This is a genomic window from Plantactinospora sp. ZYX-F-223 (genome assembly GCF_039649625.1).
Classification (GTDB): Bacteria; Actinomycetota; Actinomycetes; order Mycobacteriales; family Micromonosporaceae; genus Plantactinospora.
In genome coordinates this window covers 13,499-29,397 of record NZ_JBDJAV010000073.1, presented here as the reverse complement: position 1 = coordinate 29,397, position 15,899 = coordinate 13,499, and the positions used below count along the sequence as shown (strand labels likewise).

Below are 15,899 nucleotides of genomic sequence, written 5' to 3'. Positions count from 1 at the left end.
GCGCTGAGGTTGCGTCGCACACCGCGTGGCTGCAGCGCTTACCCGGCCCTGACCGGCCCGATGGTCCAGGCGTTCATACGGGTCGGCCGCGCCCGTCTCTCGAGCTCTGAGTGAGCACCGCACTGCTGGAGATCCCGACCTCCGACCCGGACAGCGTCCGTGCAGACGGCGCGCCCGTGGCCGGCCGGCCGGGGGTTCTCGGGGTCGAGCCGGCAGCCGTTGGGGTCGCCCTGCGGCTGGCGTCCGGCCGCTACACCGTCAGCGCCGCAGCACCCGGCGCGGCCACCTAACCGCTCCTTCCCCGCATGGGAGACACCATGAAGATACGTACCCTCCCGGCCGTGGCAGCGGCCGTCACCGCGGCGAGCCTGCTCGCGGCGTGCAGCAGCGGCTCCGGCTCCGGCTCCGGCGGCGACGGCAAGACCCTGACCCTCGCCTCGGTCGACCAGGGCTCGATCGAGGACGTCGTCAAGGCATTCGAGGCCGCGAACCCCGGCGTGAAGGTCAACTTCACCACCAGCGGCGCGGACCAGTACCAGCAGCAGATCCGTACCCAGCTCGCCTCCGGTACCGCCCCGGACGTGATGACGGTGTGGCCGGGCAACGGCAACCCCGGCGCCACGTACGTGCTGGCCAGGCCCGGCTACCTGCTGGACCTCTCCGACCAGCCGTGGGCGGCCAAGCTGCCGGACGCGGTCCGCAGCGTGGCGCAGTACGAGGGCAAGACCTACAACGCGCTCTTCGGCCTCAACGGCATCGGCGCCCTCTACAACGAGCAGGCCATGCGGAAGGCCGGCCTGCAACCGCCGGGCACCTGGACCGAGCTGCTGGCCTTCTGCCGGGCGGCCACCGCCAAGGGGACCCCCGCGTTCGCCCTCGGCATCCAGGACAACTGGGTCACCCAGCTCGTCCTGTACGCGCTGGTCGCCACCACCGTCTACTCCGCCGACCGGGACTTCGACACCAGGATGCAGGCCGGCCGGGCCAGCTTCGCCAACTCGCCGTGGACCACCGCGATGGCGAAATACCAGGAGATGGACCAGAGCGGTTGCTTCCAGAAGAATCCGCTCGGCACCAGCTACGAGGCCAGCCAGGAACTCGCGGCCACCGGCAAGACCCTCGGCATCATCCAGGGCAACTGGGTCGTCGCCCTGCTGAAGGGCAAGAACCCGTCCAGCACGTACGTGCTCAAGCCGCTGCCCGCCACCGACGATCCCGCGTCGTTCTTCATGCCCGCCGCGGCCGGCGCCGGCTACGGCGTGAACGCCAAGGCGAAGAACAGGGAACTCGCGCTGAAGTTCGTCAACTTCGTCATGTCGCCCGAGGGCATGAAGGTGTTCAACGGCAAGCAGGGCAGCCTGCCCTCGCTGCCCGACAGCGGTTCCACGGTGGACCCGGGCATCGCCGAACTGAACACCTTCATCCAGGGGAACCGGACCGTGCCGTTCATGGACCAACTGTGGCCCAACGCCAAGGTGCAGCAGACCATGCTCGCCGGCCTCCAGGAGATCTTCAGCAACCAGTCCACCCCGGACAAGGTCCTCGCGGCGATGGACGCCGACTACCGGGCCGGCAGCTGACCGACAAGGGAGGGCACCAGTGTCAACAGCCAGGAATCGTCGGCGCGTGCTGGCCGGAGTAGGGGTCTGCGTGACCCTGCTCGCGTCGCAGGCGTTCAACTCCGCCCCCGCCGCCGGGTACGCCGGCGGCCGAGCCCAGGTCCAGGTCGTCAACCTCCAGGTCGACGGCCGCCACGACGAACCGCTCGGCATCGACAACACCACGCCGACCCTCGGCTGGCAGATCGCCGAGCTGCGGCGCGCCGCGAGCCACCCGTGCCACCGGCGGCACTCCCGGGCGGCGTGCCCCGGCGACCGGCAGACCGCCTACCAGATCCGGGCCGCGGGCAGCGAGCGTGACCTCAGGCGCGACCGCCTGCTGTGGGACTCGGGCAAGGTCAGCTCGGATCGGCAGACCGGCATCCCGTACGCCGGCCGGCCGCTGTCCTCCCGCCAGCAGGTGGTGTGGCAGGTCCGGGTCTGGGACGCCGACCGGCGAGCCTCGGAGTGGAGCCGACCGCGCTCATGGGAGACGGGTCTGCTCAACCAGTCTGACTGGGGAGCGGCGCGCTGGATCGAGTACCCCGGCCGCACCGAGTCCCAGCCGATGCCGATCCTCGCCCGCCAGTTCACCGTCGACCACCGCCGCACGGTCGCCGGTGCCCGCCTCTACCTCTCCGGTGTCGGTCTGCACAAGCCCACTCTCAACGGCCGCACCCTCACCGACGAGGTACTCGCGCCCGGCAACTCCAACTACCAGCTCTCCAGCGAGTACCGGGCCTACGACGTCACCGAGGCGCTGCGCCGGGGCGGCAACACCCTGGGTGTCCAGCTCGGCAACGGCCCGGCGTACGTGCGCCGCAGCGTCACCAATCCGGCGGTCGGTCGCACCGCGCCGTACTCGTGGTGGCAGAGCCAGCTCAAGGGCAGCGGCGCGCTGGTCGCCGACGCCGAGGCCGGCGCGACCACGGTGAAGCTGGACAGCGTCGCCAACTACCACGTGGGCGGCACCATCAACGTCGACACCGGCGAGGGCGGTGACCGCCTGGAGTCCCGGGTCATCACCGCGATCGGTACCGCTGGCGCCGACGGTACCGGCATCACCTTCGCCCCGGGGCTGACCAAGCCGCACACCGCCGGCGCGCTGGTGACCGGATCGGGCAACAACATCGCGGCCAGCGACGCGAGTGCTGGCGCGGCGGTCACCCCGCGCCTGATCGCCCGGCTGGAGATCTCGTACACCAACGGGAGCAGCGACGTCATCGTCTCCGACCGTCGCTGGCGGGCCGCCCTCGGGCCGCTGGTCACCGACGCCTGGTACTCCGGCGCCGACTACGACGCCCGCCGCGAGCAGCCCGGCTGGGACCGGCCCGGATCCGACCTGTCGGCGACCGCGAAACGCCGCGACGGTACCGCCACCGGCTGGGTCGACGCGGGTATCGCCCCGCCGCCGAACCTGGCCACCAGGCTGGTCGCCCGGGCTGCCGAGCCGGTGAAGGTCGTCGAGACGTTCACCCCGGTGTCGGTGACCAGCCCCGTTCCCGGCACCTGGGTCTTCGACTTCGGGCAGAACATCGTCGGCTGGCCCCAACTGCGGCTCGATGGGGTGCCGGCCGGCACCACCGTGCGGATGTCACCGGCCGAGTCACTCGCCCCGGACGGCACGGTCGACCAGGCGTCGCTGCGCGGCGGCGGCGGGAGCCGGGGTGTCGACCTGTTCAACACGTACACCGCCGCGGGGCTGCCGGGTGGGGAGACCTGGCATCCGGACTTCACCTACTTCGGCATGCAGTGGGTCCAGGTCACCGGCCTGCCCGAGGGGTACGTGCCGACGAAGGACACCATCCGGGGTCTGCGGTTGCAGGCGGCCACTCCGGTCGCCGGTGAGGTGGTCACCTCGAACGCCCGGATCAACCGGATCAGCAAGATGGCCCGCTACTCGTTCGCCGGCAACGTCATGTCGGTCTTCACCGACTGCCCGGGGCGGGAGAAGCTCTCCTATCCGGCGGACTACACGATGCCGATGGGCGCGATCCACCGCAACCACCAGCTCGCCGCGTACCTGCGCACCACCATGCACCACCTGGTCGAGGGACAGTCCCGGGCGGACACCCCGATGTTCGGCAACGTGGCCCTCAAGACACCGGTGTACGACTGGGGCTACAGCGGGCGCTTCGGTGACGAGATCAACTGGGGCAACGCCATCATCCTGGTCCCGGCGATGCTCTACGAGCTGTACGGCGACACCCAGACCATGGCCCGCTACTACGACCAGATGGTGACCTTCGCCGACTACATCCAGCGGCAGAAGGTCGGCACCGGCGCCGACGCGCACATCGTCGACGCCGCCCTCGCCGACTGGGTCTCGGCGGACCAGACCTCCGGCCGGATCACCGGCACCTGGGGGTACTACGTGATGATCAGCAAGCTCGCCATGATGGCGAAGCTGACCGGGCACACCGCCGACGCCGAGCGGTACTCGGCGCTGGCCGCCGACATCAAGGCGGCGTTCAACGCCCACTTCTACAACACCGCGCTGCGCCGCTACACCACGGCCGGGAACGCCGGCACCACCGGCGCCACCCAGGCCGCGCAGGCCCTCGCCCTCGACGCCGGGCTGGTCCCGGAGAGTGAGCGCGGCGCCGTACTGGACGCGCTTGTCGAACTGGTTTACGCGTTCCACCCGACCGGCGACGGGCCGCACTTCAGCGGCGGCACGATCGGGATGGCCCCCAACGTGCGGGCGCTGGCGGCAGCGGGGCGCGACGACGTGCTGTGGGACCTGCTACAGGAGGACGAGCAGCCCAGCTACGGCTTCTTCATGGAGTCCACCACCGCCAACCCGGGTGGCATGACGACGGTGGGGGAGCGGTGGAACCGCGGCGACTCGAAGAACCACATGATCCTCGCCCAGATCGAGGAGTGGTTCCACAGCGGGATCGCCGGGATCCGCGAGGCCGCCGGGTCGACCGGGTACCGGAAGCTGGTCTTCCAGCCGAAGGTCGTCGGTGACCTGAGCTACGCCGAGGGCAGCTACCACACCCCGGCCGGCGAGGCCCGCTCGCGGTGGCACAAGGACGGACACTCGTTCCGGCTCACCGTCACCGTCCCCACCAACACCACCGCCGAGGTCTGGGTACCGACCCAGGGCGCCCGGGTGGTCGGCACGCCGGACCGGGCCGACTTCGTCCGCGTCGACGGCGGCCACGCCGTCTACCGGGTCGCCTCCGGCAGCTACACCTTCACCACCCGCAACGCATGACACCGCGTGGCCTGGCCCTCCGGAGGGCGGGCCAGGCCACGCCCTTCCCGGATCGGAGCATCGTGGGCGTCGACTTCCCCGCCGACTTCCTCTGGGGCACCGCCACCTCCGCCCACCAGGTTGAGGGCGGCAACGTCAACAGCGACTGGTGGGACTTCGAGCACGACCCGGGCACCGCTGCCCGGGAGTCCTCCGGCGACGCCATCGACCACTACCACCGGTACGCCGACGACTTCGCCCTGCTGGCCTCCCTCGGCCACAACACCCACCGGCTCTCCGTCGAGTGGGCACGCATCGAACCGGCACCCGGCGAGTTCAGCCGCGCCGGCCTTCCGCTCTACGTCACCGAGAACGGCATCGCCACCGAAGACGACGCCGAGCGCGTCGACTACCTGCACAGCCACCTCGCCGCACTGGCCCGGGCCCGCACCGAAGGCGTCGACGTACGCGGATACCTGCACTGGTCCGCCTTCGACAACTTCGAGTGGAGCGAAGGGTACCGGCCGAAGTTCGGCCTCATCGCCGTCGACCGCGGCAACGACTTCGCGCGGATCCCCAAGCCCAGCGCGCACGCCTTCGCCAGGATCGCGACCACCGGGCGCCTGGAGATGGGTACTGTTTGCCCTGCTCCGCAGGCGTCGTCGGCCTGCGGAGCAGGAGCGGCATCTCAGCGGACGACGTCGTAGACCAGCTTGGTGATGCCGTTGGCGTACGTCTCGGACTCGAGCACCTTCAGCATCTGCTTCTCCTTGTCGGTGTCGCTGAACATCCGCTTGCCGGCGCCGAGCAGCACCGGGAAGACCAGCAGGTGGTAGTGGTCGATCAGGCCGGCGTCGGAGAGGTTGCGGGCCAGGGTGGCGCTGCCGTGGATGACGATCGGTCCGCCCTCGGTCTCCTTGACCTTCGCCACGTCCGCCAGGGAGCGCAAAATCGTGATGTCACCCCAGTTGTCGACCAGGGCGTCCTGGCCGAGGGTGGTCGAGACGACGTACTTCGGCAGTTCCTTGAGGGCGGCGAAGTCCGCCATGTCCGGCCACAACGGCGCGAACGCCTGGTAGCTGGTCCGGCCGAACATCAGCGCGGTGGCCTCCTCGGTCTCCCGGCCCTTGAGCTCGTACGCCTCGGGCACGAACTCGATGTCCTTGTATGTCCAGCCGCCGCTGCGGTGGGCCTCGGATCGGATGCCGCCGCCGGGGGAGTCGACGACGCCGTCCAGCGAGACGAAGGCGGTGTAGATCAGCGTGCGCATCTTGGATGTCCTATCCATGGTCTGGGTGGATGTCCTCAGTCTTCGCCGAGGTGACGTGCTCGGCCACGATTAGGCTATGACCTAATCGAGGGCGGTTGCTGATGGGCCCGCGACTCAGGGTGGCGACCAGCGAGGTCCGGGCGGGATCAATCCTCGTTCGCGTTGCCGTGGGCGACTATGAGCCGCAACGCGTCCCAGGTCGGTGCTTCATTTGGCGTCAACTGAATGTCCGAGCGGTCAGGCAGTCCGCCTTGCCTGGGCGATCGACCCACGGGAACGTGGACGCATCGACCGGAGGTGAAGCCCCGATGATCAGTACGGCGGTGTCTCTAGCCATGGCGGCGACGTTGGCCGTTCCACCCGTGGGTACCGGCTGGACCCTCGATCTCGGCACGGCGGGTCGCGGTACGACGGTCCGGGTCAGTGTCTCCGGCGCCGGCGAGCAGGGGAACAGCCTCGCATCCGACGGCGCGACAAGCCGGGACGGGCGGTACGTGGCGTTCTCGTCGTACGCCTCGAATCTGGTTTCGGGGGACACCAACGAGGACGCCGACGTGTTCGTTCGCGACCGCGTGGCGGGCACCACCACCCGGGTGAGCGTCGCCAGCGACGGCAACCAGGGCAATGCCTGGAGCGTCGAGCCCGTGCTCAGCGCCGATGGTCGCTTCGTGGCGTTCACCTCCCGGGCATCCAACCTGGTCGTCGCCGATACGAACGACGAACCGGACGCGTTCGTGCACGACCGGTGGACCGGCACCACCCGGATCGCCAGCGTCTCCACCGAGGGTGCCCAGGCCGACAGCGGGGCCAGCGGTACCCGGATCAGTGCCGACGGCCGGTTCGTGGCCTTCGACTCGTGGGCGTCCACCCTGGTCCCCGGTGACACGAACGGTGGCGCGGACGTCTTCGTCCGTGACCTCCGAAGGGGAGTCACGAGCAGGGTGAGCGTGTCGAGCCTCGGTGGCGAGGGCAACCATCTGAGCCAGGAGTCGGCGATCTCGGCGGATGGCCGGTTCGTGGCCTTCGCGTCGGACGCCTCGAATCTGGTTCCCGGCGACACCAACGAGGCGCCGGACGTGTTCGTCCACGACCGGCGGAACGGGGTGACGAGCCGGGTGAGCGTCACCGACGACGAGGGCGAGGCGGTCGGGCCGGCAGCGGAGCTCGGCAGCCGGAGCCCGTCGATCAGCGCGGACGGCCGGTACGTGGCGTTCACCTCCTTCGCCCTCAACCTGATGCCCGGCGACACCAACGACTTCCCGGACGTGTTCGTCCGCGACCGCCGGGCCGGCACCACCCGCCCGGTCAGCGTGTCGTCCGGCGGCACCCAGGCAGACGCGGCCGGCCGCGGCCCGTCGATCAGCGCCGACGGCCGGTACGTCGCGTTCAGTTCGGCGGCGACGAACCTGGTCGCGGGGGACACCAACGAGGATCTGGACATGTTCCTGCACGATCGCCGGACCGGCCGCACGATCCGGGTCAGTGTCTCCACCGGTGGTGTCGAGGGCAACGGCAGCGTCCTGCCGGGCCAGGTCAGTGGCGATGGCCAGCACGTGGTGTTCTCGTCGTACGCATCCAATCTCGTCGCTGCCGACAGCAACGAGACGCAGGACGTGTTCGTCTGGGACCGCCGTGGCACGGTTGGCTGACCGGCCTGGCGGCAGCGACCAGGTGACCAGCCACGGCGGCGCCGGCCCCGGCGGTCGACCGGTCGCTCGCTGACAAGCGCACCAGGTGAGACCGCCGAGCCGTCGATATCCGGCCCGGCGGGACCGGTGCGACCCACGGCCGGCGGAACCCACTGTTCATGATTCCTTCGACGTCCCGTTAGCCCATCGGTGCTACCAACGAGCACGGTCCAGACAGAGGGTCGGCCGGCAGCGTTGGAACGGGAGCGCACGTGCGGGTGAGAGGGCTCATGGCGGTCGTCGTCGCGACGATGGTGCTGGCCGCCGGATGCACCAGCGGGAAGCCCACCGAAGGCGAGGGCGGTGGTGATGGCGCCGGCTCCACGTCGTTGAGAATCGTCGCCGGGTCCGAGCAGGAGAGCGTCGTCAACACGATCGTCAAGCCCTGGTGTGCCAGCAAGGGCTACACCTGCGACGTGACGTTGAAGGGTTCGGTCGACCAGGCCCGGCTGCTCGCCGCCGGCAGCCGGGACTACGACGCCTACTGGTTCGCCTCCAGCGTCTTTTCCCAGCTCGGTGACGAGGCCAACGTGCTGCGGGACGTGAAGCCGATGTTCCTCACCCCGGTGGTGTTCGCCGGTTGGCGCAGCGAGATGCGGCGGCTGGGCTTCGCCGGCCGCCCGGACGTCGCCATCGCCGACATTCTGCGGGCCGTGGAGTCGGGCCAGACGACCGTCTGGGTCACCAACCCGACGCAGTCCAACTCCGGCGCGACCGTGCTGTTCGGCTTCCTGAACTACTTCGCCGGCAACGGCCCGGGCAGGCCGTTGACGCAGCAGCAGTTGGACTCCCCGGCCGTGGAGCAGGGCGTGACCCGGTTCATCGACGCGATGGACCAGACGCCGCCGTCGACCGGCACGCTGATGACCGAGTGCGTCGCGCGCCCCGACGCCTGCCGGACGATGTTCACCTACGAGGACCTGGTGATCGAGAAAAACCAGGAGCTGGTCAGGGCTGGCAAGGAGCCGCTCGTGGTGGCGTACCCGCGCGGGTCGCTGGCGATCAGTGACGCGCCGCTCGGGTTCCTCCCGGATCAGGACAACGCCGACGCCGGCAAGCGGAAGGTCTTCACCGAGTTGCAGGACCACCTGCTCAAGGACGCCGGGGCACAGGCCCAGCTACGGAAATTGGGGCGGCGTCCGGCCAGCGGCGTCGGGTTGACGCTGGACGACCCCGACCTGTCGGTCTTCAACCCGGAGTGGGGCATCCAGGCGACCATCAACGAGCAGGGCATCCAGTATCCCGCGACGCCGGTCATCGAGGCCGCGCTGGACCGCTACCAGACCCGCTACCGGCGCCCCGTCAACACCTTCTACTGCCTCGACGGCAGCGGGTCGATGTCCTCGAACGACGGTTGGGACGGCGTGCGGGCCGCCGCACACCAGGTCTTCGACCAGGACCAGGCAGCGCTGAACTTCCTGCTGACCCACCCGCAGGACGTGACCACGGTCGGGATCTTCAACAGCGGGGTCACCGCCGGGAGCCCCTGGACGGTGCAGGGCAACGACGGTGCGGGGCTGCACGGGCTCACCGAAAAGATCAACAGCTACGAGCCCGCCGGCGGCACCAACATGTACACCTGCCTGCGGCGCGCCGTGGAGGAACTGGGCAGACCGCAGCCCAACGACCGTAGGCGGCTGGTGGTGCTGATGACCGACGGCCAGTCCGACACCCGCTACCGGGAGTCGGCCATGTCCGGGTTGAAGGCGTCGGGCGTACCGGTGATCGCGATCGCGTTCGGCCGGGACGCGGACCCGGGGCAGCTCAAGGAGGTCGCGTCGGCCACCGGCGGCGCGTTCGTCCAGCAGGACGACCTGGTGGCGGCACTGCGCCAGGCGGCTGGCTACAAGTGACGGCCGGTTCGGGTGGCGGCCGCCGGGCCGGCGTACATCGGCGGGGGTGGTCCCGGTGAGAGGGAAACTGGCGGCGCCGGTCGCGCTCACCACGGCCGTCGCGGTCTTCGCCGGGATGTTCGTGCTCACCAGCAGCTTCCTGTGGGCGCCGCTGCTGGCGATGGCCGCGGCGGTCGGGGTGTACCTGATGATCGACGACCGTAGCCCCGCGCAGGCGCGGCGCGACGACTACGTCGACGAGGCACACGCCAAGGTCGAGGAGGCGCTCTCGATCCTGCGCGGCATCGAACGGCTCAACCCCGAGGTCCAGGCGCCGACCGCCCGCGCCGCCCTGGAGTCGGCCTGCCGGTACGTGCCGGAGCTGTTCGACCGGGTTCAGGCCAAGGCGCCGAACAGCCTCTACTCCACCGCCAGCCAGATCATCGGCCATCTCGGCAGCCTCGACGGCGCGGTGCGGCAGTACCTCGACATCCAGCGCAAACCGGTGCTCTACACCGACCCGGAGGCGCTCAAGCGCAGTGGCGAGCTGGCGTTCGAACGCTTCGCCGCGTTCGCCCTGGACAGCGTGCGGCTGGTCAACCAGGGAGACATCGCGCAGTACCGGGCCAACCTCGACACCGTCGCGCCGCCGAAACTTCCTGAGTGGGGATGAAGGAGTAATCGTGAGATCGCCCAGCGTTCGGTTCCTGGTCGGACTGGTCACGGTGATCGTCGTCTGCGTCGTCGCCGCCCTGCTGTGGTCGAGGTCCGGCGGGACGTCCACGCCGGCCGCGCTGACCAGGCTGACCTGCGTCGGTGGCTCGGAGAAGTCCGAGCTGATGGCCGACCCCGAGGTCACCCGGGTGCTGCGGGACCGGTACCGGCTGGAGGTGAGCTTCCAGCCTCTCGGCTCGTACGACCAGGTGCAGTTGCGCACCGACGACCTCAGGGCGCGCAAGGTCGACTGCCTCTGGCCGTCGAGCGCGAGCGCGCAGAGTGTCTTCGAGGCGCAGCACCAGGGGGCGTTCCCGGAGTACCGCGCGGAGAACCTGTTGCAGTCGCCCGAGGTGGTCTACGCCGGACCGCGCGGCACCGACGCGCTGGTCAAGATGGGCGTCGTCCAGCAGCGGGACAACCGCTTCCACATCGTCAACATGAAGTCCCTGCTGCTGGACTACGTGCTGAGGAAGCAGACCTGGGACGGCAACGGGGCGGCCGAACTACGCGGTCCGATCACGGTGTCCAGCACCGATCCGGCCAAGTCCAACAGTGGCTTCGTGCTCGCCCAGCTCCAGTTGAGCATCCTCGCCACCGACGACGTGTTCCAGGCGCCGAACCTCGCGCAGGCACGCCGGGCCCTGCCGACCATGCGCGCGCTCTACGACGCGCAGGGCCTCCAGGCGCGCACCTCCGATTCCGGGTTCCGGGAGTGGCTGACCCAGGGCGGGGAGTTCAAGTCCCCGCTCTACGCCGGTTACGAGAACCAGCTCATCCAGCAGGTCGTGCGTAGCGGTGCGAACAGCGCCAACCTGCTGCGGAACGTACGGGTGCTCTACCCCGACCCGACCATCTACAGCGACCACCCGGTGCTGGCGCTCAACGCCACGGCCGCCGGGTTCATCGAGGCGATGAAGGATCCGGAGATCCAGAGCATCGCGTGGCAGACGTACGGCTTCCGCTCGGCGGTCCAGGTCGGGGTCAACGACGTCGCGGACTTCCCGGACATCAACCTCGCCGAGCAGATCCGCACCACCCCGGCGCCGGCCGCCGACGTGACACTCGCGCTGCTGAGCTGCATGAAGGACGCCAAGACCTGCCAGTGAGGGAGAACGGACCTGTCATGACCGACGGATTGCAGATCGACTTCGGCAGCATCGTGGGCGGCACGGCCGACCCGCCGGCCGGGGCCGCCGACACTGCCATCACCAGCACCCTGACCGCCGGCCAGCCCCGGGAGCTGGTCTGCGTGGACCTGCTCAGCCCGGCGCAGCGGGCCCAGGCCGAGGCGGCGGCCGGGCAGCTCTACCCGGCGATGCTGGCCAACACCGACCAACTCGCCTCGTTCGGCAACAGCGCGATCGACCAGGTCAACGCCCAGGTCAGCCGGATCTTCCACGAGGTCGGCCGGGTCAACATCCCCGAACTCACCGGCATCATGCACGAGCTGAACGACCGGATGCGCAACTTCCGGCGCAAGTACGACCCGAGCGACCCGAAGATCCGGGAGACGTTCAACAGGTTCTCCGACGCCGTCAAGGGGCTGTTCCGGAAGGGGCGCGACCTGCTGGAGATGCTGTTCGAGGAGGCCAGGACGGTCGAGCAGCAGTTGGACCGGGTAGCCGGGCAGCTCAGCTCGAAGCAGTTGCAGCTCAAGCGCAACGTGGTGCTCTGCGACGAGCTCTACAAGGCCAACGAGGCGGCGATCGGCCAGCTCATCGGCGCGATCGCGGTGATGGAACTCGTCCGGGAGGTGGCGCTCGCCGACGCCCGGTCGATCACCGTGACACCGGGCGCGGTAGACGAGCGTGACCAGCAGGAGCGTCTCTCGCTGGTCACCGAGTTCATCCAGGCCCTTGAGGTACGCATCAACGAGTTCCAGCAGCGGCTCTTCGTCGCCTGGTCGACCTCCCCGCAGGTGCGCAACATCCGTACCCTGAACTACGGGCTCGGCCAGCGCCTCGCGCTGCTGATGAATCTGACCATCCCGACGATGAAGCTCACCATCGCGCAGTGGGCGCTGCTGTTGCAGGCCAACCAGGCCGCCGACATGCAGCAGGCGGTCGCCGACGGCGCCAACGACGTGCTCTCCGCGTACGCGCGGGCGTCGAAGGCCGCCGTGCCGCAGATCGTCCGGACGATCCAGACCCCGACGATCCGCCCGGAGACGCTCCTGGAGGTCGCGGAGTCGATCGACGCGCAGGCCCGGGGCATCGAGGAGGCCGTCAGGTACGGCCAGCAGAAGCGTGCCGAGGTGGTCACCGCGATCGTCACCGCCAACGAGTCGATGTCGCACTCGGCGAATCGGCTCTCCAAGACCGTGGTCGAGCTGGTCAGCCGGGCGAAGGAACCACTGGCCCTACCGGCCGGGCCGCAACTGCCCGCCTCGGTGCTGGAGCAGGCGTCCGCGGTCGACCCGACCCGACAGTCCGGCTGACCCCACCGACCGTTCCGCCGGCCGGATGGGTTAACTCGGTCGTGCGGGGTTCCGAGCCGTGGTTGACTCGGGCGAGGTCCAACCGACGAATGAAATGACCAGGGAGACGACATGCGAGCCACGTACACCTCCATCGGACAGGGAACTTCGATCTCTTCGAGGGGTGTGGCGGTTGGCGCGGAGAACGCTGAACCTGGGGATCCTGGCGCATGTCGACGCCGGTAAGACGACTCTGACCGAACGGCTGCTGTACGCGGCCGGGGTCATCGACACCGTCGGCGAGGTCGATGCCGGCACGACCCGCACCGACACGCTGGCGCTGGAGCGCCAGCGTGGCATCACCATCAAGTCCGCCGTCGTGTCGTTCGAGATCGCCGGCGTGACGGTCAACCTGATCGACACACCCGGCCACCCGGACTTCATCGCCGAGGTCGAGCGAGTACTCAGCCTGCTCGACGGCGCCGTCCTGGTGATCTCGGCCGTCGAGGGTGTCCAGCCACAGACCCGCGTCCTGATGCGTGCGCTACGGCGGTTGCGCGTACCGACGCTGCTGTTCGTCAACAAGATCGACCGGGGCGGTGCCGATGCCGGGCGGGTGCTCGAGGCAGTCACGAACCGGCTCACGGCCGCGATCATCCCGATGGGTACGGTCGACGAGATCGGTACTCCGGCGGCGCGGTTCACCCCGTACGGGTCCGGTGACCCCGCGTTCCGGGCGGCGCTGACCGAGGCGCTCGTCGACCGGGACGACGCACTGCTGGCCGCGTACGTCGAGAATGAGCGCGCCGTCACGGACCGGCGGCTGCGCGGGGAACTGGCGGCGCAGACGCGGCGGTCGTTGGTCCATCCCGTCTTCCTCGGATCGGCGATCACCGGGGAGGGCGTCGCCGCGCTGATGACCGGCCTGGCCGAACTGCTGCCCGCGGCGGCGGGCGACGCGGAAGCCGCTGTCTCCGGCCGCATCTTCAAGATCGACCGTGGGTCGGCGGGGGAGAAGATCGCCTACCTCCGGATGTTCGCCGGCACGCTGCGCGTCCGGCAGCGGGTGCCCGTCACGGGTGTCGGCGGCGCCGAGGCCGAGGCCAAGGCGACGGCCATCAGCGTCTCGGAGAACGGCGGGTGGGCTCGGCGCCCGGAGCTCGCTGCCGGCGAGATCGGCCGGCTGTGGGGCCTGAGCGGGGTACGGATCGGCGACACCATCGGCCGGCCACCCCCGACCGGCGGCGAGCATCATTTCGCCCCGCCGACGATGGAGACCGTTGTCGCCCCCGTGCGCCCGGCCGACGACGGTGCGTTGCGCGGCGCGCTGGCGTGGCTGGCCGAGCAGGATCCGCTGATTGCCGTTCGGGTGGACGACACCGGCCGGGAGGTCTCCGTCTCGCTCTACGGTGAGGTGCAGAAGGAGGTCGTCCAGGCGACCCTGGCGACCGAGTTCGGCATCGACGTCACGTTCCGGGAAACGACCACCGTGTGTGTCGAGCGTCCGGTCCGGCTCGGTGAGGCCGCCGAGTTCCTCAACACCGAGTCGAACCCGTTCCAGGCCACCATCGGCCTGCGGATCGAGCCCGGTCCGGCCAACTCGGGGACCGAGTTCCGGATGCGGGTCGAGCCGCAGGCAGTGCCGATGTACGTCTACCGGAACGCCGACACCTTTGCCGACCACATGAGCCAGTACGTGCGCCGGGCCCTGCGCGAGGGCAGGTTCGGCTGGCAGGTCACCGACTGCGTCGTCACCATGATCGACTGTAACTACAGCCTGGCCGACGGCCCGCCGTCGAGGCGTGGCCCGCTCAGTACCCCGGCGGACTTCCGCAACCTCACGCCGATCGTACTGATGCGGGCGCTCGACCAGGCCGGAACCGTGGTCTGCGAGCCGGTGCTCCGGGTGAGCCTCGAAATTCCGGTGTGGGCGATCAGCGCCGTGCTGACGGCCCTGGGCCGCCTCGGCGCGGCGGTGCGGCAGCAGTCGGTGCGGGGCGACCTGACCACGATCGAGGCGGTCGTACCGGCCGCGCGACTACCGCACCTGCACCGACAGCTACCTGGGCTGACCGGGGGCGAGGGCGTCATCGAGTCCACGTTCGACGGCTACCGGCCGGTCCGCGGCGAACCACCGACCCGGGCGCGGACGACGGCGGATCCCCGGCACCGCGAACGGTACCTGACCTCCCTGACCCGGCAGGGTGCCCGCGGGTGACGCGAAGCACATCCGCTACCGCGTCCGCCGCAGAGCCAGGCGGACGGCGCCCGCCGTTACCGGTGCCAGGGCGAGTGCGACGCCGGCGCCGTCACCGGCAGGCACGCGACGGACCGCGGTGAACCCCGGCGGCCGTCCTGGGTGGACGGATGGCCGGCCGACGGAGGCGTGTGTGACACTCTCCGCGTGACGTGGCCTCCACCGCCTGGCCCGCCCGGCTATCCGGGCGTGCCTGCACCGCAGACCGGCATGACCGTGCCTCCACCGGCCCCACCGAAGTCCAACGGGCCGCTCATCCTCGGACTGGTCGGTGGGCTTCTGGCCCTGTGCCTGGTCGGAGTCTGCGGGGCCGCGGCGGTCGGCGTGATGATCAACAACCGGAAGGACAGTTCGCGGACCACCGTCGGAAGCACCTACCCGCCGCCCGAGCCGGTCCGCACGACCGCGCCGGCACCGCCGACCAGGCCGGCACCGCCACCGCCGCCGGCCAGCATCGGGCAGTGCATCGGCGTCGACCTGGCCGGGAACTTCCTCGGGGTCGGCAACTGCAACGGCAGCAGCGGCACCTACCGGGTGGTGTCGGTCGACTACGACCAGAGCACCTGCGCCGACCCCGATGCCCCGTACATCACCGAAGACGGATATCGGCTCTGTCTGGAGCGCCACCTGGTGCGCTTCTTCTGCTACCGGTTCCCGAAGAGTGACGGCTGGATCGTCCACGCGCCGAAGTGCAAGGCGAAAGGCACGGTCCACATCATCGACATAGTCCCGGGGGCATCCAACGGCGACAGGTGCACGCGGGACCACAGGTGGAACCGCTGGTACCGGTTCACGCATCCGACTGTCGTCTACTGCGTCATGCAGTACTGACGCCTGCCGCAGCGCTGGGCACTCTCTCTCCGCGGCACGCTTGTCCCCCGGGCGAGCTACCCACGAGTGTCCACCGTGCGGTGACGAT

12 protein-coding genes are annotated in these 15,899 nt (G+C 69.9%); 11 read left to right on the top strand and 1 reads right to left on the bottom strand.

The window, feature by feature from the left end:
• Nucleotides 1-110: 110 nt before the first annotated feature.
• Genes AAH979_RS39665 through AAH979_RS39650 form a run of 4 tightly spaced genes read left to right on the top strand, consistent with a single transcriptional unit; the run spans nt 111 to nt 5,507 of the window.
• Nucleotides 111-290, top strand: coding sequence for a hypothetical protein (locus AAH979_RS39665; protein ID WP_346263265.1), 180 nt, complete (start codon nt 111-113; stop codon nt 288-290).
• A 27-nt stretch (nt 291-317) separates the two neighbouring features.
• Entirely contained in the window at nt 318-1,580 is a 1,263-nt protein-coding gene (locus AAH979_RS39660; protein ID WP_346263264.1) for an extracellular solute-binding protein, read from the top strand.
• 46 nt (nt 1,581-1,626) lie between these two features.
• Nucleotides 1,627-4,821 carry a family 78 glycoside hydrolase catalytic domain gene (locus AAH979_RS39655; protein WP_346263263.1) on the top strand — a complete coding sequence of 1,065 codons (3,195 nt, stop codon included), beginning with the start codon at nt 1,627-1,629 and terminating at the stop codon, nt 4,819-4,821.
• Nucleotides 4,818-5,507 carry a family 1 glycosylhydrolase gene (locus AAH979_RS39650; protein WP_346263262.1) on the top strand — a complete coding sequence of 230 codons (690 nt, stop codon included), beginning with the start codon at nt 4,818-4,820 and terminating at the stop codon, nt 5,505-5,507. The genes AAH979_RS39655 and AAH979_RS39650 overlap by 4 nt, the downstream gene beginning before the upstream one ends.
• Here the strand turns inward: AAH979_RS39650 and AAH979_RS39645 are convergent.
• Nucleotides 5,489-6,070 (bottom strand): dihydrofolate reductase family protein, encoded by a 582-nt coding sequence (locus AAH979_RS39645; protein WP_346263261.1) that lies wholly within the window; start codon nt 6,068-6,070, stop codon nt 5,489-5,491. The two genes, AAH979_RS39650 and AAH979_RS39645, sit on opposite strands and share 19 nt — an antisense overlap.
• A gap of 308 nt (nt 6,071-6,378) precedes the next feature.
• Between AAH979_RS39645 and AAH979_RS39640 the strand changes: the two genes are divergently transcribed.
• From AAH979_RS39640 to AAH979_RS39610, 7 genes are all read left to right on the top strand, one after another.
• Nucleotides 6,379-7,719 (top strand): hypothetical protein, encoded by a 1,341-nt coding sequence (locus tag AAH979_RS39640; RefSeq protein ID WP_346263260.1) that lies wholly within the window; start codon nt 6,379-6,381, stop codon nt 7,717-7,719.
• Nucleotides 7,720-7,970: 251 nt separating this feature from the next.
• Complete coding sequence (locus tag AAH979_RS39635) at nt 7,971-9,611, top strand: vWA domain-containing protein (RefSeq protein ID WP_346263259.1); 1,641 nt, start codon at nt 7,971-7,973, stop codon at nt 9,609-9,611.
• 55 nt (nt 9,612-9,666) lie between these two features.
• A complete protein-coding gene (locus tag AAH979_RS39630; RefSeq protein WP_346263258.1) occupies nt 9,667-10,263 on the top strand; it encodes a hypothetical protein in 597 nt (198 codons plus the stop codon).
• Between the two features lie 10 nt (nt 10,264-10,273).
• Entirely contained in the window at nt 10,274-11,413 is a 1,140-nt protein-coding gene (locus tag AAH979_RS39625) for a hypothetical protein (protein WP_346263257.1), read from the top strand.
• A 17-nt stretch (nt 11,414-11,430) separates the two neighbouring features.
• The gene (locus tag AAH979_RS39620) at nt 11,431-12,744 is read left to right on the top strand and encodes a toxic anion resistance protein (protein ID WP_346263256.1); all 1,314 of its coding nucleotides are present in this window, start codon (nt 11,431-11,433) and stop codon (nt 12,742-12,744) included.
• Nucleotides 12,745-12,916: 172 nt separating this feature from the next.
• Nucleotides 12,917-14,941, top strand: coding sequence for a translation factor GTPase family protein (locus AAH979_RS39615; protein WP_346263255.1), 2,025 nt, complete (start codon nt 12,917-12,919; stop codon nt 14,939-14,941).
• Between the two features lie 249 nt (nt 14,942-15,190).
• Nucleotides 15,191-15,811, top strand: a complete 621-nt coding sequence (locus AAH979_RS39610; protein WP_346263254.1) for a hypothetical protein — start codon at nt 15,191-15,193, stop codon at nt 15,809-15,811.
• Nucleotides 15,812-15,899 lie beyond the last annotated feature (88 nt).

What these genes read in the sequence shown, in the direction of transcription:
- AAH979_RS39660 (WP_346263264.1), top strand. Translation starts at nt 318, where the DNA reads ATGAAGATACGTACCCTCCCGGCCGTGGCAGCGGCCGTCACCGCGGCG.
- AAH979_RS39610 (WP_346263254.1), top strand. Translation starts at nt 15,191, where the DNA reads ATGACCGTGCCTCCACCGGCCCCACCGAAGTCCAACGGGCCGCTCATC.
- AAH979_RS39640 (WP_346263260.1), top strand. Translation starts at nt 6,379, where the DNA reads ATGATCAGTACGGCGGTGTCTCTAGCCATGGCGGCGACGTTGGCCGTT.
- AAH979_RS39620 (WP_346263256.1), top strand. Translation starts at nt 11,431, where the DNA reads ATGACCGACGGATTGCAGATCGACTTCGGCAGCATCGTGGGCGGCACG.
- AAH979_RS39645 (WP_346263261.1), bottom strand. Translation starts at nt 6,070, where the DNA reads ATGCGCACGCTGATCTACACCGCCTTCGTCTCGCTGGACGGCGTCGTC.
- AAH979_RS39650 (WP_346263262.1), top strand. Translation starts at nt 4,818, where the DNA reads ATGACACCGCGTGGCCTGGCCCTCCGGAGGGCGGGCCAGGCCACGCCC.